Annotated in this window: 24 protein-coding genes; 1 reads left to right on the top strand and 23 read right to left on the bottom strand. The window is 32.5% G+C overall.

The window, feature by feature from the left end:
- Positions 1-9: 9 nt before the first annotated feature.
- From J2Z26_RS18415 to J2Z26_RS18305, 23 genes are all read right to left on the bottom strand, one after another.
- Entirely contained in the window at positions 10-678 is a 669-nt protein-coding gene (locus J2Z26_RS18415) for a GIY-YIG nuclease family protein (RefSeq protein WP_209794409.1), read from the bottom strand.
- Between the two features lie 122 nt (positions 679-800).
- Positions 801-2,006, bottom strand: coding sequence for a nuclease-related domain-containing protein (locus tag J2Z26_RS18410; protein ID WP_193535334.1), 1,206 nt, complete (start codon positions 2,004-2,006; stop codon positions 801-803).
- 434 nt (positions 2,007-2,440) lie between these two features.
- The gene (locus J2Z26_RS18405) at positions 2,441-3,349 is read right to left on the bottom strand and encodes a hypothetical protein (RefSeq protein WP_233459465.1); all 909 of its coding nucleotides are present in this window, start codon (positions 3,347-3,349) and stop codon (positions 2,441-2,443) included.
- Positions 3,350-3,497: 148 nt separating this feature from the next.
- Positions 3,498-3,986, bottom strand: coding sequence for a hypothetical protein (locus J2Z26_RS18400; RefSeq protein ID WP_193535335.1), 489 nt, complete (start codon positions 3,984-3,986; stop codon positions 3,498-3,500).
- Between the two features lie 275 nt (positions 3,987-4,261).
- Positions 4,262-5,485: a phospholipase D family protein gene (locus J2Z26_RS18395; protein WP_193535336.1), complete on the bottom strand. Its 1,224-nt coding sequence runs from the start codon at positions 5,483-5,485 to the stop codon at positions 4,262-4,264.
- A 104-nt stretch (positions 5,486-5,589) separates the two neighbouring features.
- Complete coding sequence (locus J2Z26_RS18390; protein ID WP_193535337.1) at positions 5,590-5,832, bottom strand: HTH-like domain-containing protein; 243 nt, start codon at positions 5,830-5,832, stop codon at positions 5,590-5,592.
- Between the two features lie 161 nt (positions 5,833-5,993).
- The gene (locus tag J2Z26_RS18385; RefSeq protein ID WP_193535338.1) at positions 5,994-6,839 is read right to left on the bottom strand and encodes a bacteriochlorophyll 4-vinyl reductase; all 846 of its coding nucleotides are present in this window, start codon (positions 6,837-6,839) and stop codon (positions 5,994-5,996) included.
- A 189-nt stretch (positions 6,840-7,028) separates the two neighbouring features.
- Positions 7,029-7,475, bottom strand: a complete 447-nt coding sequence (locus tag J2Z26_RS18380; protein ID WP_193535339.1) for a hypothetical protein — start codon at positions 7,473-7,475, stop codon at positions 7,029-7,031.
- A gap of 74 nt (positions 7,476-7,549) precedes the next feature.
- Positions 7,550-8,551 (bottom strand): hypothetical protein, encoded by a 1,002-nt coding sequence (locus J2Z26_RS18375; RefSeq protein WP_193535340.1) that lies wholly within the window; start codon positions 8,549-8,551, stop codon positions 7,550-7,552.
- Positions 8,552-8,742: 191 nt separating this feature from the next.
- Positions 8,743-10,446, bottom strand: coding sequence for a recombinase family protein (locus J2Z26_RS18370; RefSeq protein ID WP_193535341.1), 1,704 nt, complete (start codon positions 10,444-10,446; stop codon positions 8,743-8,745).
- Entirely contained in the window at positions 10,439-10,579 is a 141-nt protein-coding gene (locus tag J2Z26_RS18365) for a hypothetical protein (RefSeq protein ID WP_193535342.1), read from the bottom strand. The genes J2Z26_RS18370 and J2Z26_RS18365 overlap by 8 nt, the downstream gene beginning before the upstream one ends.
- A 605-nt stretch (positions 10,580-11,184) precedes the next feature.
- Positions 11,185-13,500: a phage/plasmid primase, P4 family gene (locus tag J2Z26_RS18360; RefSeq protein WP_193535343.1), complete on the bottom strand. Its 2,316-nt coding sequence runs from the start codon at positions 13,498-13,500 to the stop codon at positions 11,185-11,187.
- Between the two features lie 55 nt (positions 13,501-13,555).
- Positions 13,556-14,500 carry a hypothetical protein gene (locus J2Z26_RS18355; RefSeq protein ID WP_193535344.1) on the bottom strand — a complete coding sequence of 315 codons (945 nt, stop codon included), beginning with the start codon at positions 14,498-14,500 and terminating at the stop codon, positions 13,556-13,558.
- Positions 14,501-14,676: 176 nt separating this feature from the next.
- A complete protein-coding gene (locus J2Z26_RS18350) occupies positions 14,677-15,294 on the bottom strand; it encodes a hypothetical protein (RefSeq protein ID WP_193535345.1) in 618 nt (205 codons plus the stop codon).
- 157 nt (positions 15,295-15,451) lie between these two features.
- Positions 15,452-15,877: a hypothetical protein gene (locus J2Z26_RS18345; RefSeq protein WP_193535346.1), complete on the bottom strand. Its 426-nt coding sequence runs from the start codon at positions 15,875-15,877 to the stop codon at positions 15,452-15,454.
- 704 nt (positions 15,878-16,581) lie between these two features.
- The gene (locus J2Z26_RS18340) at positions 16,582-16,818 is read right to left on the bottom strand and encodes a hypothetical protein (RefSeq protein ID WP_193535347.1); all 237 of its coding nucleotides are present in this window, start codon (positions 16,816-16,818) and stop codon (positions 16,582-16,584) included.
- Between the two features lie 2 nt (positions 16,819-16,820).
- Positions 16,821-17,120, bottom strand: coding sequence for a helix-turn-helix transcriptional regulator (locus tag J2Z26_RS18335; RefSeq protein ID WP_193535348.1), 300 nt, complete (start codon positions 17,118-17,120; stop codon positions 16,821-16,823).
- Positions 17,121-17,595: 475 nt separating this feature from the next.
- Complete coding sequence (locus J2Z26_RS18330; RefSeq protein WP_193535349.1) at positions 17,596-17,904, bottom strand: DUF960 domain-containing protein; 309 nt, start codon at positions 17,902-17,904, stop codon at positions 17,596-17,598.
- A gap of 5 nt (positions 17,905-17,909) precedes the next feature.
- A complete protein-coding gene (locus J2Z26_RS18325; protein WP_193535350.1) occupies positions 17,910-18,275 on the bottom strand; it encodes a hypothetical protein in 366 nt (121 codons plus the stop codon).
- 379 nt (positions 18,276-18,654) lie between these two features.
- Positions 18,655-18,906 carry a hypothetical protein gene (locus J2Z26_RS18320; protein WP_193535351.1) on the bottom strand — a complete coding sequence of 84 codons (252 nt, stop codon included), beginning with the start codon at positions 18,904-18,906 and terminating at the stop codon, positions 18,655-18,657.
- Positions 18,907-18,930: 24 nt separating this feature from the next.
- A complete protein-coding gene (gene radC, locus J2Z26_RS18315; protein WP_193535352.1) occupies positions 18,931-19,443 on the bottom strand; it encodes a RadC family protein in 513 nt (170 codons plus the stop codon).
- Positions 19,444-19,576: 133 nt separating this feature from the next.
- Complete coding sequence (locus J2Z26_RS18310) at positions 19,577-19,822, bottom strand: hypothetical protein (RefSeq protein ID WP_193535353.1); 246 nt, start codon at positions 19,820-19,822, stop codon at positions 19,577-19,579.
- Between the two features lie 98 nt (positions 19,823-19,920).
- Entirely contained in the window at positions 19,921-20,403 is a 483-nt protein-coding gene (locus J2Z26_RS18305) for a hypothetical protein (protein WP_193535354.1), read from the bottom strand.
- A 233-nt stretch (positions 20,404-20,636) separates the two neighbouring features.
- Here J2Z26_RS18305 and J2Z26_RS18300 point away from each other — a divergent pair, with 233 nt between their 5' ends.
- Positions 20,637-21,920: a protein NO VEIN domain-containing protein gene (locus J2Z26_RS18300; RefSeq protein ID WP_193535355.1), complete on the top strand. Its 1,284-nt coding sequence runs from the start codon at positions 20,637-20,639 to the stop codon at positions 21,918-21,920.
- Positions 21,921-21,949: the final 29 nt, after the last annotated feature.

The following is a 21,949-nucleotide window of genomic DNA, read 5'->3' as shown; positions in this document are numbered from 1 at the left end:
TATTTATATTTATTTTCTAGCCTTTTTTCTAATTCCCCTATAGAAATCAAAGACACTTTGACCTACCTGTGTTGCAAGACTACTAATAAACCCCATCTTTTGAGTTGATATCCATGTATTTATGTCCATATCTTGTGTAGTAGTTGACTTCCAATATCTCCATAAAGCTATATTCTCCGGAGAAACTCTCTTGATAAAAGCATCCTTTTGGTATTGGGACCAATTATTTTTCTTTAAGCGGGAGTTGGGCAATAACGAATTCACTGAATAGTAACGACCAGACTTATTCCCATAAGGTTTCAGTTGGCCTATCCACCACGATTCGTATATATCCCTTGATGAAAAGTCTGTGAACTCATATAACCTTACTTTATAATAATATTCCCACATTAAAGATTTGCCCTTTCCATTAAAATGCCTTTTAATTCTACTTTCGTATTTTCTCCTTCTACGTGGACGGCCAACATTTTTGTGTGAATCTCCAAAAGGTGCGGTTTTTCCGACATACGCTACATTACCGGCTTTGTCAAAAAACACATAGATACCAGCACTGTTTTTCCAGCGATTGTTATTAACCATTTCACGATCCCAATGATAGATTTCTGTTATATATTTTGGCCTTTGTATTCTTGTTTCATTAATTAATATTGACATGGGATCTATACTTACTTTTGACAATAAACTTCCTCCGCTCAATTTCGACTTATTTTCTACCAAACCAATAGTCTGGCTATAAAGGCTTTAAGTGAATGCCTGTTATCATATTTGGATTAATTATCTGTAGGCTTACTTGGTCACCCTTATTCAACTGTAGTAATTTTTAACTCAATTTTATCCTCATATTTTTGGGTAACACCGTAGATCGTATATGATTCATTTGTATTTATATAGGGCACTTCTGTGTTCGAATAGATAATAGCATTAAATGTAAATCCATTAACTTCTAACTTGAGAAACTTATTCCCACTTGATTTTTCATAAAAGAATTCTTTTACTACTGCACTTACCTTTACATAATTATCCGGACTTTCAAATGCTTGTTCTATATTAATATTTGTGAATGGACTAACATCAGATTCGATGGTGTAATTATCATCTGAAGATACTAATGTGTCATTATCCAAATAAATACTGCTATAGACTGTCACAATTATCAAACCCACAATAATTAACATGGCTACTCTAAAGAAATTGGATTTACTTCTTTCTTTTACTTCTTCTACTGTGGTTTCTATATTAACTTGTTTTTTATCATTAATTTGAGTACTATTAATTCTTTTCTGCTCTTCAATTAGCATCTTTGTAGTTTTAGCTAACTCTTTTAACTCACTTGCTGTTCTTTCTATTTCTTCAGAACGAATCATTAGGTCTATCTCAGAATCTGATAATCTTTTATTAGTAAGTCGGATTTTACTCACTATTTTATCGATTAAATGTTCTTGCAAGCCATAAGGTATAAATTTCGTGGCATTAGCTAGTCTACTATCTAGTTCGGAATTCAACTCATCTCTAAATAAATGAAATTTAAAAAAGTCTTCGGCATTTCTACTGTCCCAGTTTTTTGTGTATTTAAGTACATCACTTTTGATAAAACCATACTGGATTGTAACATACCCTATAAGTTTATGTGGATCTCCTATATACGAGTGGTTGGATAGTAGATAACCTTTTAAGTCATCTACATGTTTCCTAACTTGTTGTGTTGGATTGCTAGACTTATTTAGGACTGTAAACGTTCCATTCGTCTGCACATTTTTAATAGTATGTATTGACCAGTTCTTAACTTCTACTAATCGAAACCCATATCTCGGAGATATTATTAAGAAATCTGGCTCATATTTACCTATTGTGGGTTGTGCAATAATAAACGTATCCTCAGGCAAGTATTTTGCTAATAGATCACCGACACTTAATTCACCTTTAATACCTTTTATTTCGTAATTGGTTCTACTAGATACTTGATCCAAGATATCCAGTAGTCTATCTCTTCCAATGAATTTGCCCATTTAATACCACTACTCCTATTCTTGTGGAGCTATTTAAAACCCATTAAGGTACATCATTATTTTATCAGAGTATGGAAAAATTTTTTACAAATTTTTTCAAATGCTGCACTCGCACCCTTCCCATAGAAAAACTTCCCACTAGCATAGCTTATTTTGATTGAATTTTTTAACTAGAGTTGTGTTTCTGATAAATTACAAATCTTTCTGAATAATATATTTAGGTCCATGGCAATTATATATTGAAATAAATTAAAAAAGGAGAAGAGGAAATCATCATCAGACGATTTCTCTTCTCCTTTAAATGTGAACCTATTAATCAAACTGTTATTAAGCTGAATTTGTATCGAATCTTTTTTTTCTATTTTTTATTGTCATTTTACTAATAAGTAGATGCAGCAAGTGCTTCTTCTGTTCAGCACCCTATTGTAGTTTGTTCATCTACCAGAACTCTTTAAATATGAACCTAATCTCCATTGATTCCACTGATTCTTTTTTTCTGCTCTGCCAGGAGCAACACAAAAGTCATTTATCACTGTAGCATCACCCAGATAATCAAAAGGAAGTGCATCTTTATTTTGATTTACATATTGAGCAATAAATTCCCTTGCAACAGTTATACCCGTTAATTCATCATTTATTAACTCAATTTTATCTCCAAAGATTTTCTCAACTTTATATGGTTTATTTGTTTTACTACCTGTTATAACAAAATGAAGTTCATCACTCTTATTTATATGACTAATTATTTCTTTAGGCATTCCTGATGAACGTCTTTTAGACTTAAATTTACTTTTTAATATTAAAAAGTTTTGTAATAAATAATTAAGAACTTCATCATCTGTTTTAATTTTAGCTAAACTCCCCATAACGTTATCCCATGTAAGACGAATAACTTGAACATCTTCCTTATCTACCAATCTTTTATGTGCTGAAATCTGTCCTTCATCCAAAACTCCTCTTATTTTGAACTCAATAAGCAAATTGAAGTTTTCTCCACAAATCCATGCATCTGGTATTGAGCCGGAATTATCCTCTAACTCCGAATGGGTTAGACCACTTTTATATGGTGCAATGCCAATAACATATTCATATTTTTTAGGTGATTGAGGACAAAATTTCGTTCTTGTGTGTATTGATAATGAAGAGTATTGGAAATCATTTGATTCTTGCGGTATTAATCCCTTAATAAACTGAGGTAAAACTAATTGGCATTTATAATCTAAGATGCACATTAAAATGTGTGTGTAATGGTCTTCCTCTTGACCCTGATACTGAAAGATGTTCAATTCTTTCACTCCTAAAATAGCAGTTTCACGTTTACTTCCCCAAAGGATTAAAGACATTTTGACAATTACCAATAAAAGTGTATTTTGCCTTATAGAAATTCTATTGTATTTCAAAAAGAGGAAGAGGAATCAATAAATAATTTGATTCTCTTCCCCTTGTCTATAAAATGCTTTAATTATTACATTAACCCTAAATCAGAAAACTCTATTCTTTAATAGGAAGATTTGATTTGGCTGATAGTTGAATAATTTTATTATGAAGCTTGTCTATCTTATTTCCTTGATCAATAGCCTTCAATTGCTCAACCTTAGCTTTTTCCAATTCTAACAATTCATATTTAGTCATGGCTTTCCCTAAGCGTGTTATTTTTTTTCTATCACTCTTTAAATCTCCATACGATACTTCATTTGGTATTACACTCAATCCATGTATTTTTTGAAATAAACTTCTAGCAATCATAAATATTGATTCTAGATCCCTTCCAATTTCACTAAATCGTACCCCTCTGTCTAATTCATCTTCTCTAAAATTATTTTCATTGAAGTAGAAATTCAGGTTTTGTGAATATCCATCACCGACTAATTCAATATAATCAATATATTTCTCGTAAAATACTCGTTCATTTTCAGTTAAAATTGATAGTAAAACTGCTTCAAATTTATTAATGTTAATTTCACCTTTTTGTTCTAGCAATGGGCTTCAACTCCTAATCATATGATTTGTACTAGTATTTTAGCACCATATTCTACTAGAAATCTGGCGAACCAAGAAAAATAAATTGACTAGTTTTGTTAGTTTTTGTAATTAGGCTCTCTCCCATAACTCTTTTATTTTTCCTTACAAATTAATCACAGTATAATGTTTTCAAACAATCCAATAATCTAAATATTCTATATTTATCTTATCACCAACTACTCGAGGATTAATAGATGTCTAGCCTTTTAATATATAAGACCTCTCCAAAAGAGCTAAAGTTCCTCATAACCGTATTCCTTAAATAAGGTTTCTAATCGTTGCATGATATAGTCATGTGCACGTTCTGTTACCTGAAGATGTGATTTTTGTCTATGTGTATAAATTATTTCATTAAAGTTTGATTTTGGATTTGGATACAAGTCAGTTTGTAGTTCACGAGCAAGCTCCCTGAGTGTAATCCCTTCTTTAATAGGAGCTTTCAAAAACTGTCCTCTCGTTAATTCTACAAAGTAAGGGTATCTTCCTCTTCTATTATTTGAATTAAAAGGGGCATTATCATCGACAATATTCTTTTCTTTGAATCCTGATGTTATTGCATAACCTACTATTATCGGAGTTCCTTTGTCTTCTTTATCATTGCTTACCATAGTCATAAACAATAACTGACCATCTTTTATTCCAGAAGGAGCCTTTGGAAAGAATGTACGCCTTCTATGTTCCTTTTTCCGCCTTTCGAAATAGGTTACGTCGTTAGGAATACGGTTTTCACTGTTACCTTCAAACTTTAACCATATACCCGTGTTTCTTTTTCGGACTTGCATTTCATCTTCTTGTTTTAAAATTTCCTCCAAAATGTCTTTTTCTTCTTTAATTTCTAATGTCTGGTCAACTTGAAAATCAAGTTTCGCTCCCCACTTAACTTGGTTTGGCTGTACTATAACCGGCGACTCATTTTTCCTTGGTTTCTTTTGTGAATGTGCTCTTCCTGTTACAGCATCATCACAATAAGGTTTTTCTTTGGCAATACGATCTAGGGTTATCTCCCAATCATCATCATTCATGATGTCATTAAGTAAACCTTCAAAATAATTATTACACTCCTTTGAGAACTCAGGCTCATCTTCCATAAAAATACCAAACTCATGATTTTTATAGAAGCCATTGAAGGTAAAATTAGCAGACCCCATTATCACTGACTCACTATCAAATATGTAAAGCTTCGTATGAAGATCTTGAAGCGCAAACATTTTCACGCCTGCCTTTTTAAGACACTCTAAACCAGCAATGCTGCTTACTCCTTTTATAAAATCTTCTCTATCAAATCGTGTAATTAATACACAGTCTAGTTCACTTTCAGTCTCCTCGATAAAGTTCACTAAGGCTAATGCTGTTTTGTAACCAATAAATGGAGAAATAATTCGAATTTGTTTTTTAGTTGTATCTAATAATGAGAAAAACGTGTTTCCAAAATTCTTGTCTAAGAAGCTAATCGGCATGTTTAATCCCCCTTTTTTTTACCATAGTTGAGATGTATATCTTTAACATAATATATACCAATTCTCAATTATTCCCTTACATTTTCCATAATAGGTTTTCTTTATTATTCTTTGTATTTTTTATCCTTTGGTACTACATACTTAGACAACTTAATTCCTTTACTCACTTCAGCAGCATATGATCGGTTTATACCTGATAAACGAACAATTTCAGTAGCTTTATAGTTATTTCTTAATATTAAATCTGCATATTTTACCCCGAATAGGTGAATTTGTGCTACTTGGTCTCCTTCAGGTGCATTAGAGTACATTTCGTTTAATTTACTAGCTAGAACATTGATATTCATCCTGAGATACTCTCCTTCATACCAAAACTTTTATAAACTTTTTTGTATAAGGGAACAAAGAATTCCCTTCAGTAACAAACTAAAAAAGGAGAAGAGAAATCACTTTAGATGAACCTCTTCTCCATTTCAGCATTAATTTTATGTCTTTTTAAGCTAACTACCTAATTTGTTTGGCTTTGTGAATCAATAATTTCCTCTTCTATTTCTGAAAACTCTGCATCAATAATATCTGGCATTTCCTTTTTAATAACATTTAAATCATTTTCTAAATCAGACATAGTATAATTTACCGATTCATGTAGAGATAACCTAAGTCGATTACCCATTTTTTTCATAGAAGCGTATGTTAATCCACCAGAAACAGCTCCACCCAAAACAGGAACTACCTTTGCCACACCCTTAGCAAATGTCTCTTTTGTTACTTTTATCCCTATTGCAGCAGCTATCTTTTTAATTATAGGATAATAGAACGTTTTAGTTAGTGCTTTTTGAGGCAACTTTTTTAATACTTGCTGCGATATCCTTGAAGAAAGAACTTTCAAGGCTGAGGCTGAACCGCCTACACCAAACATGACCCCAAGAAATAATATTAATTCCCCTCTAACTCTTTCTAAATCCAATTCATCGTCTTCCCACATATCTTTATATCCATAAAGATACGCTAACTCTTGAGCTAAACGTAATGCTACTCCAAAAAATTGTAGGGTATCAGCAGGTATTGTTGCTGCCATAGCTATCCCACCAGGAAGACCAGCAGCAAAAGAAGCTCCTGAGCTTTGAAGTGTGCGCCTTTCTATTAAAGATTTTGCAATTCTATTAATCTTTTCTGGATCTATCCCAGCTTCAATAGGCCCTTGTTCTAGAACTTTGCTTAATTCTTGGGAGCCTATTCGGTTTGCAAAAGTTTTTGCTAAAAATTCGTTTCGGTCAACTTTTACACCTGGCAGTTTCATTGCATTAGAAACAATAAGTTCAAGTGAATTAGTTCCTTCTACAGTACCTGACACAAATTACACCCCTTTTATCAACCATTAATAAGGAACAGTAAAAATCATTATATATCTATCTATAATTATACGAGCTATTTATACAAATTTTTACAGTATCGTCTGACAATTTACATCAATTTTCGACATTAGACATATTTTAGAAATCAAAAAATACCCTAACTTTCGCAAGGGTATAATTTTAAAAGTTTATTTACTAACTGGAATTTCGTTAATTGCTTCTATTAATTGTTGAGCATTCTCTTTAGAGTTTGTAGGAATTATAAACTTACTTTTTAGATTTGTAGTTATAATAACTTTATTGCTAACTCCAGTCCAAAAAGTGATTATTGCAAAGATAAAAAATAGTGGTTGAGCAAAACCTAGTATGATGAAAGTCAACCCTAGTAATATGTCAAAAAGATTTATTTTTTTCCTTACAGATAATTTTGCTATATTACTTAAGGGTAGCTTCTGATCTTTAGTCCTTCCAGGCACTAAGCCTAAATAGTGGTTGCGTCTTTCAATAAAAAGGTTAGGATTATCAATTGTAACCTTTGTTTTTATTTTATTTAGAGTTAAATAGCTTAAGTGCTTATCCCACTCAAATAATAGCTCTTTTGGAGTTGAATCTTTTTCAAGTGCTAAATTTTCCATAATTTTCTCCATTCAATATATACTGTTAAAAAGCTTAAAGATTTCGTTACTTTACTAGTTTTATTAGTTATGATCTATTGCATAATAAATTCACCATTCGAGTAGATATAGCTATCAAATAGTCCTTGTGAACCATATGGAACAGTAAGTGTATTCCCTTCTAGAATAATATCTGATTGAGCTTCACCATAAAAAACTGGCTCCAAAGGATTATCCCCGTATTCAAGTGCTACAAAATTATAAGAGAAAACCCAGTAGTAAGTTTCTACTAATCCATCACTTATAGCAACTACTACTTCGTCTGTTCCATCCGAATCGAAGTCATGCCCTGTTGCATATAATTCAAATCCTGGTAATAACTCTCCAAACTCATCAAAAGGGCTATAATCGCTTTCTGAGTCTAGGGCCAGGTTAAAAGCTGTATTTATGCTATTAATATGTACCTGAGCCTTTATACCATTAGGTGTATCAAGTCCCAAAACTATAGATTCTTGGGCCCCATCAAGAAAAACTGGAAAAGTCTTATCAGGTTCACCGTAGTTCCATCTTTCGAAATTCTGAAGTGAGATTAAAGATTCAGATTCAGTATTATTAACACTTGTATCTGTTACATCCTCATTAGTAAAAACATTATCCTCATAAATAGCTTTAATTAATTCAATTTTGGTTAACTCATTTTGTGGAACATCATTGAACTCTAATGCACCAATTTCAAAGCTGTCAACTCCTTCTACTACAAGAAATTGTAACTTTGCTTTTACCTTTTTTTCCATATAAAAGCAGTAGCCTGTAAATTCAACCACATGTTCTCCGGTCTCAGCTTCAAAGTATTTCCATGTAGGAGACGAAAAGAAACTATTAAATGCTTCTTCAATTATAATATCAGGGTAACTATTTAATTGCCCACCTTTAACTGAGAGTAAAAACTCATTATCCTTTGTTGCCTCAGCTTGTATTTTCTCCTCTACATCATTTGCTACTTTTTGAGCTGTCTCTTTCGCCTCTTCACAGCCGACAGTCAATAACATACTTCCGATAACTAAACTACCTAATATTAACCTTTTGAGTTCTAACACATTGATGCCCCCTCACATAATGCCTACTTACCTTGATTTTAATAAAGTAGGTATTTAATACCATATAATCTTACCATTTTCTTATCGACACTTTTCACACAACATTTCGATATAATTCGACATAATAAAAATTTGTAAAGCTATAATATCCATTTTTATGAAATAAAGTATGTCTTTTTCCATCGCCCCACCTAAATATTAAAGCAAACTAAAAAAGGAGAAGAGAAATCATCATCTGACGATTTCTCTTCTCCCTTAGCTGTAAAATGCTTTACTACCTCATTATTCATTTGTATTTGGATTGTATCGATATTCTTTCTGTCTGTTATCCTTATCTCCTTAATAACAAGTCGCAGCAACTGTTTTCTTTGTTCTGACGTTATAGCCTCCTTATAGTTACTTACGAAATTATTCATTACCTCCTTAACCATATTAAAGTCGATTTCTCTTGTATTACTTTGTCCTAACTGAAGCTCTAATGGTTGTATTCTATTCTTGAGTAAGGACATCTCAACATCTAGTTTGCCTAGGCGATCAATTAGATCGGTCTTGCTTATAACCTCATCTTCATAAAGTCCAAGCACTTTATCCTTCTTTTGTTGAATGGAGCCCAATTGCTTCTTTAATGATTGGTATTCATGCTGAATTGGAGCTGAGGATTCTTTTTGATCACCATTTAACTTCTTTACAACATCCTTAATTAGGAGATCACTACTTGCAAATTGTGCTACCTTATTAAGCACGTATTCATTAGCATAATCGACCCTTATGGTATTGGAATTACAAGCTGCCGTACCTTTGTTTTTCCAAGCACCACATGCATAATATTCCAATATTCTTTTAGTACCGTCCTTTCTTTTATTATTAGTTCTCGAAAGGACCATACCTGCACCACAAACAGGGCATTTCAAAATACCTGACAAGGGAAAATCACCACTATGAACCCTATTTGGTACCTCACTCCTGTTTTTTAGGATTAATTGGGCCTTATCCCAAGTCTCCATGGATATAATTGGTTCATGAAGCCCTTTTTGGATAATCGGCTGAGGATTTATATTATTTCTTCTCTTTGTATTCCAGTCTCTTCTCACATTGTAGCGTATATATCCTACATAAACTGGATTGGTGAGTATTGTTTTTATTGCATTTATAGAAAAGGTATTATTCTTTTTGGATCGGTGCCCTTGCTTGTTGAGGGTATTGGCTATGGATTTATAGCCATTGCCCTCGATATATAGTTGAAACATCCGCTTAACAGTTTGTGCCTCAGTCTCGTTAATCACTAACCTGGACTGTTTTCTTTTTCTGTTCTCACTTGGAATTTCAATATTATCGTAACCTAGGACTTGTCCACCATTCCACGAACCTTCTCTAGCCCTTGAAATCATACCCATTTTTACATTTTCAGCTATGTTGTTTCTTTCGAATTCGGATATGGCACCCAAAATTTGAAATTGCAATTTTCCAGAAGTTGTTTCAGTTTCTAGATTGGTCTCCGAATATGATCTAAAAGAAATGCCACTCTGCTGAAGCATATTATCAATTTTTAACAAATCCAGCATATTTCTAGCAAGTCGATTAGTTTTCCATACTAAAACCATATCGAACTTATTTTGCTTAGCTTCTTCTAATAGGCTTTTTAGTGCGGGTCTACCCTCTATTGATTTACCACTAATACCTCGGTCGGCATATTCTTTATATACTTCATAGCCGTGCTGATCACACCATTCCTTTAGTAATCTCAACTGTTCATCAATACTGTAACCTTCGACAGCCTGTTCAGTGGTTGAAACCCTAGCATAGATAGCAACCTTTTTCAGACTACTACTTAGATCAAACTGTATGTTGTTATTGTCACTAAGGTATTGGTTTATTCCTAGATTGTAATTATTCATTTTTCTTCTCTCCTTCTAATTCATCCTTATCTGTATTTTGTAATTCCTTCATTAAAACATAGTTAGTTACCATTTCCGCTAATAGGCTTACTAGAATTTTATATTCGGGATTATATGAGGTAGATGCAGACATTACTGTTACTCTCCTTTTCATAATGTAAGGTTTTATATTCTAATTTATAATATATAAATAAAAATTCTGTTATTTCACTAGTTCCCTTAGACAGATTTTTGTGTTTTCACTTCCTTCACCCCCTCCCCTAATCAAGTTGGAGGACGCGGGGGGTTGGAACTACCGAAGATACCATATAGTTTAGGTTCAAATACTGCTAGTTGAACTAGGCCAGGCATTAGAAGGGGCGGAAAACTCTGTGTGCTTTAAGATTGTCCTTGGACCTTTTCCTTGATGTCATTATCTTTAAGGATGTTTGGGCTTTGCGGGCGATAACTTCAACAAATTTATTCTTAGAAATCTATTATTAGCAATCTATTAATTAGACAGGGGGGGATGGGTATTTTCTTTTCATTTTTCATCGCCCTTATTGCCCATCCATTTGCAATATATAAGTCTACCTTGGCAAGTAAGTTGGGCATTCTCTTTTCGATTCCGTCCCTGTATTGCCCCAAATGCCCCATTGTATTAATAACGTACTAGATTAATCCTTTGATTGTTGCACTAACAGGCTAAAACTACTTCTAAGTTTTATGATAAGGCTCAATTAATCCTAAAAAACCTAGTTACATATCAAATATCGACATATCATCTTCAAGCGTAATAGTTTGATTATTTTTTAGTTTTACTTCTGTAATATATCGATGATTTCCAGATTTAGAAGTATCAAATTGCATACTGTTATCCTTTAATGTATCCTTTACATTTTTAATAAACGATCTGGAATTTGTTGTTTGGTTCCCTGAAAACCCACTTTCTGAACACCAAAGTTCATATGCTCTTTTTAGAGAGGCATGGCTTACTCTATCAAGAGGATTACCTGTTACTATTATTCTCTCATCCACAAAACTTTTGATTGGATTTAAATTTTCGGTATATTCCGCTACTGCTTCATTAACCACTTTTGATTCCGAAAAATCGTATTTGTTATTTCGTAATCGCTTTAGGCCTTCTAATGCAAAGTTTAAAATACCAGACATTTCTGTCTTTAACTTTCCAATTAAATCTGGATCCTTTTCGTTCTTTGAGAATGAACGATTGAATGGCACGATTAAAAGTCGCCTCAAGAATCCATTACTTTTATCACGAGAGTAGGGTAAGTTGTTTAATGCAAAAACCAACTTACATATAGGTTGATACGTAAAACCAGGCTCATACTTTCTCTCAACACGAATAGGATCACCAGTAACAATCGATTTAAAATGTGTCGTATTTAGACCGTTTTTGTCTACTTCGTTCTCTGTTGCTAGGTTTATTAGTTTATCTACCAATTCAAATCTAGCAAAAGGTTTCTCTAGGTCCTGAATCGGTACGGAAGATACATTTTCTCTTCCACATAAATAGGTGATTATTTCTGCTAAAACACTTTTACCATTGGAACCACGCCCATACAGTAGAATTGCTTTTTGAGCTTTAGTCTCTGCAGTTAAACAGTATCCTAAAACTTCACCTATCAGGTTTATTCGTTCCTGATCGCCTTCAAAGACATCATCAAGAAATTGCATAAATTGTAGGCAATCCGCCTCAGGATTATAGGTAATAGGTACACGAACACTTGAGTAATATTTCTTATCATGCGGCTCAAGTTGAAAATTACTAAGATTAAACATTCCATTATTCAAATTAATGAAACCCTTGTTACTGTCAAGTTTTTCTACCCTAGTAGCCTCTACTTTTAATGCTTCTAGATACACATCTTCAAGGCTGCTAGTCCAAATATCAGGCTTATACTGATGAAGGATATTCCTTAACTTTCTAGATAGATTATTTCTATCTAGATAAACCCAAATACCATTATCGTAGGTGCAGTACCTGTCTCCTGCGGAGACATACACAATATCTAATTCCTGCAACAAGTGTCTTGCGTATATATTTCCATTAATCCCTTTAAACTCACCAGACTTTGTGAACTGGAATCCAATGTTTTCAAGTTTTGCTTGTGTCCAATTAGATATCGACTGTTTTTCCTGTGAAAGGAAAAAACCTGGACTGTTACTGATTTCCCCACTCTTATTTAATCTAATATCATTTTGAAAACATCTACGAATTTGGTCTTCTGAGCATTGAAGAGTACTACATCGGACCATACCATTTATTCGATTATTCCTTAGTAATTCTAGCCTCTTATCGCTGTCGCTATTATGCTTAAAAGAAGCTTTAGAGAAAATTTTAGCTGATTCATGATACCCTGCATTTGTTAATAGTGATATCCACTTGAACCAAGTATCGTTATCTAGCCCATTCTCTCTTTGTATATTCGTGTCTTCATCAAATGCTGGACATTTCGATCTTAGAGTAGCAAGCACCTCTATATCCGAGTGAGAATACCCTATTTGTTTTTTAGCTGTCTTCATTAAACTAATCATCCAACCTGGTGCATTAGAAATTTCTACATCAGATGGACCATTAATCCACTCATAGCCAATACCATTTTCCCCGACTGATGGAGGCATTATCGTCATTTGCCCTTCACCTAGTAATGCACACTCACTGTGCTTTTCAGTTTTATCTGTTTTAGTGAATTTTTTTAAATGAGTTTCATTAGCTGGAATGCGATATAAATATCGCATTCCACCACTCGGAGTTGAAAACTGTAAAGTTTCAGGTAGATCCCCTAGGCATAAATCCTTTAAAATTTTGTATCCACCTTCTCCTTCTACATCAATACCAACTTGATTACTTGAAGTTCCTAATACCATACCTATATTCATACCAGGGTACTTTTCTAACCACTCATTTATTTCTACATCAGTAGGTGCACCTCGGTATTTCCAATTTTTTATTAATGGTTTTTTTCCCTTACAAGGAAAAATAGGGAGGCCTAATTCTTGGTACTTTTTTAACCCTTCTGTTAATAATTTCCTATAAGTTGTTTCGTTCATAATTACAACTCCAAGTCATTAATTTAGGTAACAAATAATTTGCAAATTTTATAACTTATTTTCTAATCAAACTAAGTACTTCAATTGGTCCATGATTACCAAAGCAATCTTGATTAAATCTAGGTGAATAGTTAATTTCATCTGTTGGTACTCCTTTAATGCATGGTCCAGGGTCATCTCCTAGGGAACCTAATTGAAAGCCAATATTCCATTCACTTGGACAATAATCATTTAAATAATGACAAAAATCTACTATTAATTTTGAGTATTGAGTTTCATTAACAACTACTTGATATTTGTTATAACCCCAATCAATTTCATACATATCATCATGAATGATAATTCTTGTTGGTCTAATAGGTAGATTAGATAATTGGTCTACTAGAGTGTGACTAAACTCGATAACATCATTAAGTGATTCATTTGGGTTTATTGGAATATAGGCTGCCAGCCGATCTATCCCATTTAATCCATTAAAATGGTCCTCACGCATCTGATTTATCAAGTACTCTTCGAACATCCTTGTGTCTAAAAAGTTCTCTTCAATATTGGATTTAGCGATAACTCTACCTTTTATTTTGACCTTATAACCGTCCATATCTATAGGCTTTGTTTCATCCTGAAACGAGAAGTTAAGGCTAGTAGACCATTCATTAGGACTAACTCCCAATTTGCCAATTGTTAGCCTTAGAGCCACCTCTAATTCTTGATTTATTAAATGAACTTCCTCTAAATCCTTTATAAGATATGGATACGTTAATTCATAACTTATTTTATAAATTAAACCGCTATCAAGGATAATTCGGTTTTGTAATCTTTTATTAAAGTAAGTCTTTAAACCTTTATCAATTTCTTGACCAACTCGGTCTGTATCCATAGAATATGGACTATCAAAATATCCTTTTCTAAGTTGCATTGATATACCTTTAAGCTTAGCACCTCTAATTTCATTAGAAAGTGGACCATGGTGAAAGGTAACTGTTACATTTTTGTTTGACATAAAAATCCCTCCAAATTATTTATAAATTTTTTTTGTAGTTCGAGTACTTTCAACTCGTTTCTACTAGCTGTCTCCTACACTATTTATGATACGGCTCATACAACAAACAAAAAATGCACAAAACTAGCTTTGATTCGCTAGTCTTGTGCACAAACACTTGTTTCTATATTGTTTTTTTATTTCTCATGCCACTTTTCCTTTATTATTCTTTTAACAAACTTCCCATTCTTTCTGATAGCATCTAAAATAGGCTTGTAATAAAAATTCTCCGCTTGAAAAACCAATCTATCCTCTGCTGCATTTTTCATTATAAAATCAAAATCATTTTGTATTTCTTGTAATATTTCATTTTGAAATAACATAACCATTGATTTTCCATGTGAAGATGGTGTATAAAACATTTCATAAACTGATGACATTGTTTCTGAGTGATCTAGGCTATCTACCATGTCATTCTCTATATCAGCATGCTCTTCATCTAAGTATTCTTTGGTCTCTTTTAGTTCTTCAACAAAGTTTACATATTGTTTTTGACTAGGATTCCCTTCAAGTACATTAGTATTTCTAATTAAGAGCATCCACATACTTTTGCTTCCAATAGGTATTTTGTAGTCTCTTCCTGGTTTAAACTGTTCTAGATCTATACCCATTTGGTTACAAGCACTTTTAAAATTTTTCAAAGTTTTCCTATATGCTGTTATTTCATCCAGTTCTGGATATACTTCCTTAGCTACATCCTTCAGTGTGAGAGTTCCTCTATTTTCAGGAGTATTTCCATCCATTTCATTTTCCACTTTTTTATCTCCCTTCAGATAATTGGAAACCTCTATCTCTTTTATAGAGATAGAGGTTAACTTTATTTGAATTATTTATAATTATTAATAATCAGTCCTAAAATTACTTAATTTATTATTAATTCCTTATCACTTTTCTTTCCTGACTTTTGACCATTCAATCATTACTATTATACTCTTGTAACAGATATTCTTTAATACTTTCATTAACTAATTTTGTTATAGAGTCTACTTGTCCTTGTTTCTTCAATATGCGTATTATTTGATGTACGTCTTTTTCAAGATAGGTTGTTATTCTTACATGTGTCTCTGAAAAGGATTGTTTCTTTTGTTTTGTCTTTGGTATAAAGACTTTTCCATTGAGGTAATGTACTTGATGTTCGTTTATTTTTTTATTGTCATATTCTGTTACAACTTCTTCATACTCTTCATTTTCTAATTCTAGTTCTTCGCCCTCCTCTAGTACAATTTCATAGCCTTCTTCTAGTTCTGGTTCATCACTCCAAATAGCCTTACTTCGTTTTACTTCATCAAAAGCGCTTATATCAATATTACGCATTCTCCTAGAACCATTATATTCCATGGATAATTACTCCTTTTCATAGTTTTTGTATACATATCTGTAGATGCTATGTCTACATATCGCCATTAAAGTTATTAATTCCTACCCCTGTAAAGAGACAAGCAGCCTTGCTAGAATGTAATTTTCTTTATTAGACTAATCCATGATCACTTATTTCATTATTATAAAGTTGACGTTAACATCTACGTAAATGTATTATTTTACTGTTATTTGTACGTGTCTAAAATTAAAAAAAATAGGAAATTAAAAATAAGGCAATGCCTAATTAGATACATTTGCCTCAAAATCACATGTTTAGCTTTACTAGTAATCTTCTGGGACCAGGAACATCATATAATCATCTATACCCGAACTTTTTACAACAACTTTCTTCATTCATACTCTTTGCTTGCTATGGTGTGAGTGTTCAGGCTTCACACTTGGTTATTGGCATTCTTCCTGTAGTTAGTCCTTCACAAGTTACAAATTGAACAGTAATGACACTGATTCTCTTAAAATAAAAAACGCCATTTAATAACAAAGAATTCTTTTAATAGGTAGCCTAGTCTATCCTACCTAATAATTCTTTGTTATTAATGGCGTAGATTGTTCAGGCTATAACAATTAGGTATTGTATTGCCTCGCCTTCACAAAAGTTAGTCTTTCATATGTTCATATCAAACTTTCAGCTCTAAAAGGTGACACTATCATAATACTTGTCTCATTTATACTGCTTCTTTAAACGAATTGGCGTTTTTCAACTTTTTAGATAAAGTCTCCGTAATAGTTTCTCCATTTTTCACAATCACATATGTTGCAGCACCGCCTAAAGATAGGATTGCAACTCCAATTGCTGAACCAATAAAAATTGTTGGAACTTTACCTTTAATTATTAATTTCTTACCATTTAACTCCACATAGTAATCTTGATTGGTATTGTTGTTACTGCTATGAGTACTCATCTTTAATCTTCTCCCTTAATAATTATTTTAAGTAAATCCATTAACTTAGATGATTCTAGTATTGCCTTTACTACAGCACCAACTTTTGGGAGAAATGCCAGAGATGCAAATAAAGCTAATATAGCTAGTGCTAATGTTTTGGATGGAATCATTTTTCCTGACTCAATAGCAGTAATTGTCTGACGAGTTACTCCTACCCTTTTTGCTAAATCTTCTTGAGTCCACTTCATTGTTTGCCTTAAAATCTTCAAATTTTGACTTAGTAGCTCTGCTTCTTTTTCTTGTAATTGGGGAGCTCCCATATGGTCAACCTCCTATTAAAAATAGTATAAAGTAAATTATACCAAAATGCAATGTGAAATTGCATTTTGTTTGGTAGATGATAGTTGATAACTCTTAATAAATTTATTACAAAATTACAATGGTAATGATAATGGTATATTGTTTGTTTAATAAAGTACCTAAGTGAATTTTATAGATGTGTCTTCCGAAAGAAGATAAAAAGCATCTACATATTACCTCTTTATATGTTTGTGAAAAAAACATACTAATCTTAAATGGGGCACTTGCTCACTATGGGAGTAGGAGTTTAATCTGAATGAATAAGTTCTAACATTTATCTATTTCTTTTGGATAGGTTCACAATATTGTAGAGTGATACATCTATAAAAATGCAATCATTTGATCCTTCTTAATTTGTAAGAAAAAAAAGATAAAACTAGAATTGAGTACAAGCTCATCTAGGAGATGTAGCATCTCCAAAATGAGCTTGTGCGTTTATATTAGTAATCTTCCGGAAAAAGGAACATTACACGATCGATCACCTTGATCCATTACCCAAATTATTCTATTAATAGGTTTCTTGTTATTTAGTTGAACAAGAATGGTTGTCTCTCTATTTGGTTCCTCTTGGCGTTGAATTAGCCATTGCTTATTATCCTCTATGTAAAACTCAAATACTTGTAAATAGTCGGTTAGTTGCTCTTGATGGTAACGAATATAATTAACTATGTACACCTGATGCTCTTCATCCAATTCCTCTGCAACTGCACTCGTCATATAATACAATTTATTACTCTCAAACATTAAAATCACTTCCCTCTCTCACAAAGCCATTGTTCGAACTTAGCATCTAGAGCACCCTTCAAAAAGTAAACTATACTCATTTCATGGTCGCGCCTTAAGCCAATCCTAAATGATGTACTTTCATTTATCTCCTCTATTTCAATAAACTCAATATCACTTTTCATATTAGATAAAAATTGAGTATCTTCTATACCCTCTAAATGATAGATACAGGAGTAGTCCGTTAAACTACTTACCAATGGATTATCGGTGTCTGACTCTGCCTCTAACCAACTAATAAGTTCGGATTTAATTAAATTTAGATAACATTGTGGTAATGTCTTTTGTTCATTTAATTCTCTTATATCTGAAAGGGCCTTTATTACTTTCATTCACCATTCTCCTCTTAATAACATTTTCAAGTACTTTTGTGTTCCTTTAGTATAAAAATGTAAGAAGGAGAAGTAATAATTCTCCTCCCTTTTCATACAAAAATAAAAAGAGCTATGAATGCTTGCTTATATTGCATCCATAGCCCTTTATTTTTTGACAGTATTAATTATTGTTTTTAATAGACATGTCGTACATGTCAATTGACACTGACAAGGATAAACTTTCATACACTTACTCCTTCTTCTTTGATTAATTCGCACCACTACTTTTTGCTATTTCTTTTACTACTTCTGTTGCAACTGCTACAAGTACTGGTAATACTATTTTCTCAATCAATATAATTCACCTCCTTTCAAGGTGAACTTAGCGGAAAGGTTGCTATTCATTTATAATTCTTTCAAGATAACAAATATAACTGTTTAACAGTTCTCTATCGTCTCGATCTGTTATTCTCCTTACGGCATTTTCAATTCTTGCTTGGTTTATTTCAATCTCATCTTCAACTGCTTCTTCTAATAATATTTCCATTAGTTCCTGTTCTGTCATTACTTCATGATATTTTTGAAGTCCATGACAGTATTCACGATAATAGTTTTCTCCTTCAATTATTAAACGATGATAAGTACGCATGTTTTCTCTCTCCCTTATTATTTATTAAACATATCCTTTTTCTTTTAAAGAGACATATTCACCGTCACCGACAATTATGTGGTCAAGTATTTCAATTCCAATAATCTTCCCAGCTTCTAATAACCTTTTTGTTACTTCAATGTCTTCCCTACTTGGATCAACCTTCCCAGATGGGTGGTTATGTCCTACTAATATTGAAGCAGCATTTGACAGAATTGCTGACTTCATTACTTCTCTCGGATGAACTATACTAGCATTCAAACTTCCAATATGACATACATTAATAGATACTGGCTGGTTCTTGGTATCTAGGGAAATTACGATAAAGTGCTCTCGGTCTTTTTCGCTGAGGAAATCTTTTAATATCTTAAATCCGTCCTCTGGAGAACGTATTGATCGTTCTTTGTATAATAGAGTAGATTCTTTAATAAGCTTTATTGACACAATATTAACTCTTTTAGCACGATTCTTTTTCACATCATTACCTGTTTCAAAAATTGATAATTGCAAGTAATCTCCATTATTATAAGTTTTCATATTAGTTCCTCCTAAAATGAATAAGCCCCAATTCTATAATTAGAATTGGGGCTAAATATTTAATATCAAAATAATAATATATGTATGAAAATTATATTGTTTCGGCTTGCTGCAACTGATAAACGCTTAAATTTCAACTTCCATAGTTATATTCCTTATAAAGTTTAATTGCACGCTTTACTTGGGGCTTTACAGCGGTTTTTAAATCACAGTATCCCTTGTTCCTTTCTAATTTTTCAACAATTTCATCGTATGAGGATTCATATTTTAAATCCATGAATTTCTCTGCCCTTTTAAGCCTGGATACTACATCCCGAGCAGACCTTTCTTTAAGTCCTTTCTCATTCTGTAGCCATTGCTTAAACAAGTCATTTTCCATAACTTCAATCACCTACTTAAACATTTTAGTTTAGTTTCAATTGTAAATAATGATCACTCTTAAGAATTGCTAGTTTTTTAACTCTTTTTCTTACATTATTAGTCAATATCTATTTTGTCTAAAAAACTTATTATTTCTTCTTTGGTCTTTGTTGGAGATACAATCCATATTGCTCCAGAATTATTAACGAATGCTACTACAATTTTTTCACCCATTGAAAATGCTTTTTCAAACTTATTTCCAATGATTGGAGCAAATAATGGATCCTTTGCTTTAAGTAATATCGATTCATAATCATCGTTAAACCAATATAACTCCTTATTTTGTAATAACTTCTTTATTTCTACTAATAATTCCTTCTTTATGGCGTTTCTTTTTAGGATTAAATAACCTTTACTTTTATCTTTTACCAATTCCATTTCCCTTATGTCCCTAGAAATTGTTACTTGGCTTGCTTCTATTCCATACTTCTCTTTTAGTTTATCCATTAATTCTATACCGTTCCTAATCTCTTCTAATTGAATGAGTTCTTCAATTGCTTGTTGCCTCTCTAATTTCACTTCAACCTTTTTAAGATCCATTAACTATTCACCCTTTAATTAATTAGATATGAAGTTTTCGTTATTTCATAGTTAAAATGTCTAGTTTAAATATAACATATAATAATGAATCATTTTAAAAGGTTAAAAATTTTGGTATCAATTAGACTACGTCAAATTATTTAAAAAAACAAAAACCAACGCTTGACACAAACATCTGCGTAAATTATAATAAAATCAAGCTTTATAATTATCCTTAAGGAGGTAACATAAGTATGTCTCAACAAAACTTAGTAATGCCAAAAGCAGATGGTCGTGTTGATGTATGTAACGCTGTATTAAAGTTCTTTAGTAATTATGACTATCCTATTAGTCAAGAGATCTATAAGAAACATATCGGACCCCCATTGGCGGAGTTTTCAAAATCCATGGATTCGCTTCAACATGTTAAGAAGATGGAGATGCCCCGCTATTTTGGCTTACTTGGTCAAAATAAACAAGGATTTTTTATTACCGACCGTGGCAAGAAATTTTTACAAGCATCTAATTCTCAAGGAAAAACTGAAGTAATCTTTGAAGCTCTAAAAAATGATACATTTGGAAAGGATAACAATGGTGTTCCAAGCAGCAGCTCCGAAATTCAACCCCCTTTGGTGTTTCTAAAGGCATTGTTGGATATTGGTTCAATCACCAGAAAGCAATATGCATGCCTTATTTACTTAATGCATGATAAAGGGCTTTCTTACCCAGATGCAATCGCTTATATTCAAAATAATGTGAAAGTTTCTCGCATCCTGGATGACATGGAAGAAGACGGGTTAGAAAAGAAATATAATGACATTAAGTTCATTGGCTTTTTTCACAATCTTGGAATTATTACTGAGAAGGCTAGAAAATACCAACTTTCTGCTTCAACTTTAGGTTTTTATTCTGATGTAATAAAATCCTTTAATGAATATGCAATTGAAAAACCAGTAGATGACCAAGATGAAGATAATGATGATTCACCTCTTCTTGGCCTAGACCCTTCACAGTTTAGTTTGGTAAAAGTATCCCCTCCTTCAAGACCAAATGGAGGAAATAAACCTAGTAATCAAGGTAAAAGGACTACAACACCCCGCAAAAGGGATTATGAAAAGACTAATAAAAGAAACAAAGAAAAAGGTGATTTTGGAGAAGCGGTCGTACTAAATGCTGAAAGAACTAAATTAATTCAGCAAGGCTACCCTAAGCTGGCTGATGAAGTTGAAGCTGTATTTGAAGTTGATGATTCAGCAGGATTTGACATCAAATCTTTTGAAATAATTGGAAATGTAATCATTGAAAAATATCTTGAAGTAAAGACTACTTTAGATGAAGATATTGATTTTGATATTTCTGCTTCAGAAGTGAAAAATTCAAGACATCTACATGATGGTATTAACAAAAAGTATGTGATAGTGAGGGTATTTAATGTTAATAAGAAGGACAATACCTGCCAGTATTACGAAATTGAAGGTCCTGTAGAAGATAACTTCAATTTAACACCTACTAGTTTTAAGGCTAGTCGAAAAGAATAAGCCAATTGATGGTCATTAACTAATTTCAA

Source organism: Cytobacillus luteolus, assembly GCF_017873715.1.
GTDB classification, from domain to species: Bacteria; Bacillota; Bacilli; order Bacillales; family Bacillaceae_L; genus Bacillus_BV; species Bacillus_BV luteola.
Note: the sequence above shows the minus strand (reverse complement) of the source record. Positions and strands in the feature narration are given on the sequence as shown.

What these genes read in the sequence shown, in the direction of transcription:
- J2Z26_RS18405 (WP_233459465.1), bottom strand. Translation starts at nt 3,349, where the DNA reads ATGTCTTTAATCCTTTGGGGAAGTAAACGTGAAACTGCTATTTTAGGA.
- J2Z26_RS18335 (WP_193535348.1), bottom strand. Translation starts at nt 17,120, where the DNA reads ATGGGAGCTCCCCAATTACAAGAAAAAGAAGCAGAGCTACTAAGTCAA.
- J2Z26_RS18320 (WP_193535351.1), bottom strand. Translation starts at nt 18,906, where the DNA reads ATGCGTACTTATCATCGTTTAATAATTGAAGGAGAAAACTATTATCGT.
- J2Z26_RS18380 (WP_193535339.1), bottom strand. Translation starts at nt 7,475, where the DNA reads ATGGAAAATTTAGCACTTGAAAAAGATTCAACTCCAAAAGAGCTATTA.
- J2Z26_RS18390 (WP_193535337.1), bottom strand. Translation starts at nt 5,832, where the DNA reads ATGAATATCAATGTTCTAGCTAGTAAATTAAACGAAATGTACTCTAAT.
- J2Z26_RS18360 (WP_193535343.1), bottom strand. Translation starts at nt 13,500, where the DNA reads ATGAACGAAACAACTTATAGGAAATTATTAACAGAAGGGTTAAAAAAG.
- J2Z26_RS18310 (WP_193535353.1), bottom strand. Translation starts at nt 19,822, where the DNA reads ATGGAAAATGACTTGTTTAAGCAATGGCTACAGAATGAGAAAGGACTT.
- J2Z26_RS18330 (WP_193535349.1), bottom strand. Translation starts at nt 17,904, where the DNA reads ATGTTTGAGAGTAATAAATTGTATTATATGACGAGTGCAGTTGCAGAG.
- J2Z26_RS18345 (WP_193535346.1), bottom strand. Translation starts at nt 15,877, where the DNA reads ATGGAATATAATGGTTCTAGGAGAATGCGTAATATTGATATAAGCGCT.
- J2Z26_RS18325 (WP_193535350.1), bottom strand. Translation starts at nt 18,275, where the DNA reads ATGAAAGTAATAAAGGCCCTTTCAGATATAAGAGAATTAAATGAACAA.
- J2Z26_RS18355 (WP_193535344.1), bottom strand. Translation starts at nt 14,500, where the DNA reads ATGTCAAACAAAAATGTAACAGTTACCTTTCACCATGGTCCACTTTCT.
- J2Z26_RS18300 (WP_193535355.1), top strand. Translation starts at nt 20,637, where the DNA reads ATGTCTCAACAAAACTTAGTAATGCCAAAAGCAGATGGTCGTGTTGAT.
- J2Z26_RS18365 (WP_193535342.1), bottom strand. Translation starts at nt 10,579, where the DNA reads ATGTCTGCATCTACCTCATATAATCCCGAATATAAAATTCTAGTAAGC.
- J2Z26_RS18410 (WP_193535334.1), bottom strand. Translation starts at nt 2,006, where the DNA reads ATGGGCAAATTCATTGGAAGAGATAGACTACTGGATATCTTGGATCAA.
- J2Z26_RS18370 (WP_193535341.1), bottom strand. Translation starts at nt 10,446, where the DNA reads ATGAATAATTACAATCTAGGAATAAACCAATACCTTAGTGACAATAAC.
- radC (WP_193535352.1), bottom strand. Translation starts at nt 19,443, where the DNA reads ATGAAAACTTATAATAATGGAGATTACTTGCAATTATCAATTTTTGAA.
- J2Z26_RS18305 (WP_193535354.1), bottom strand. Translation starts at nt 20,403, where the DNA reads ATGGATCTTAAAAAGGTTGAAGTGAAATTAGAGAGGCAACAAGCAATT.
- J2Z26_RS18395 (WP_193535336.1), bottom strand. Translation starts at nt 5,485, where the DNA reads ATGCCGATTAGCTTCTTAGACAAGAATTTTGGAAACACGTTTTTCTCA.
- J2Z26_RS18340 (WP_193535347.1), bottom strand. Translation starts at nt 16,818, where the DNA reads ATGAGTACTCATAGCAGTAACAACAATACCAATCAAGATTACTATGTG.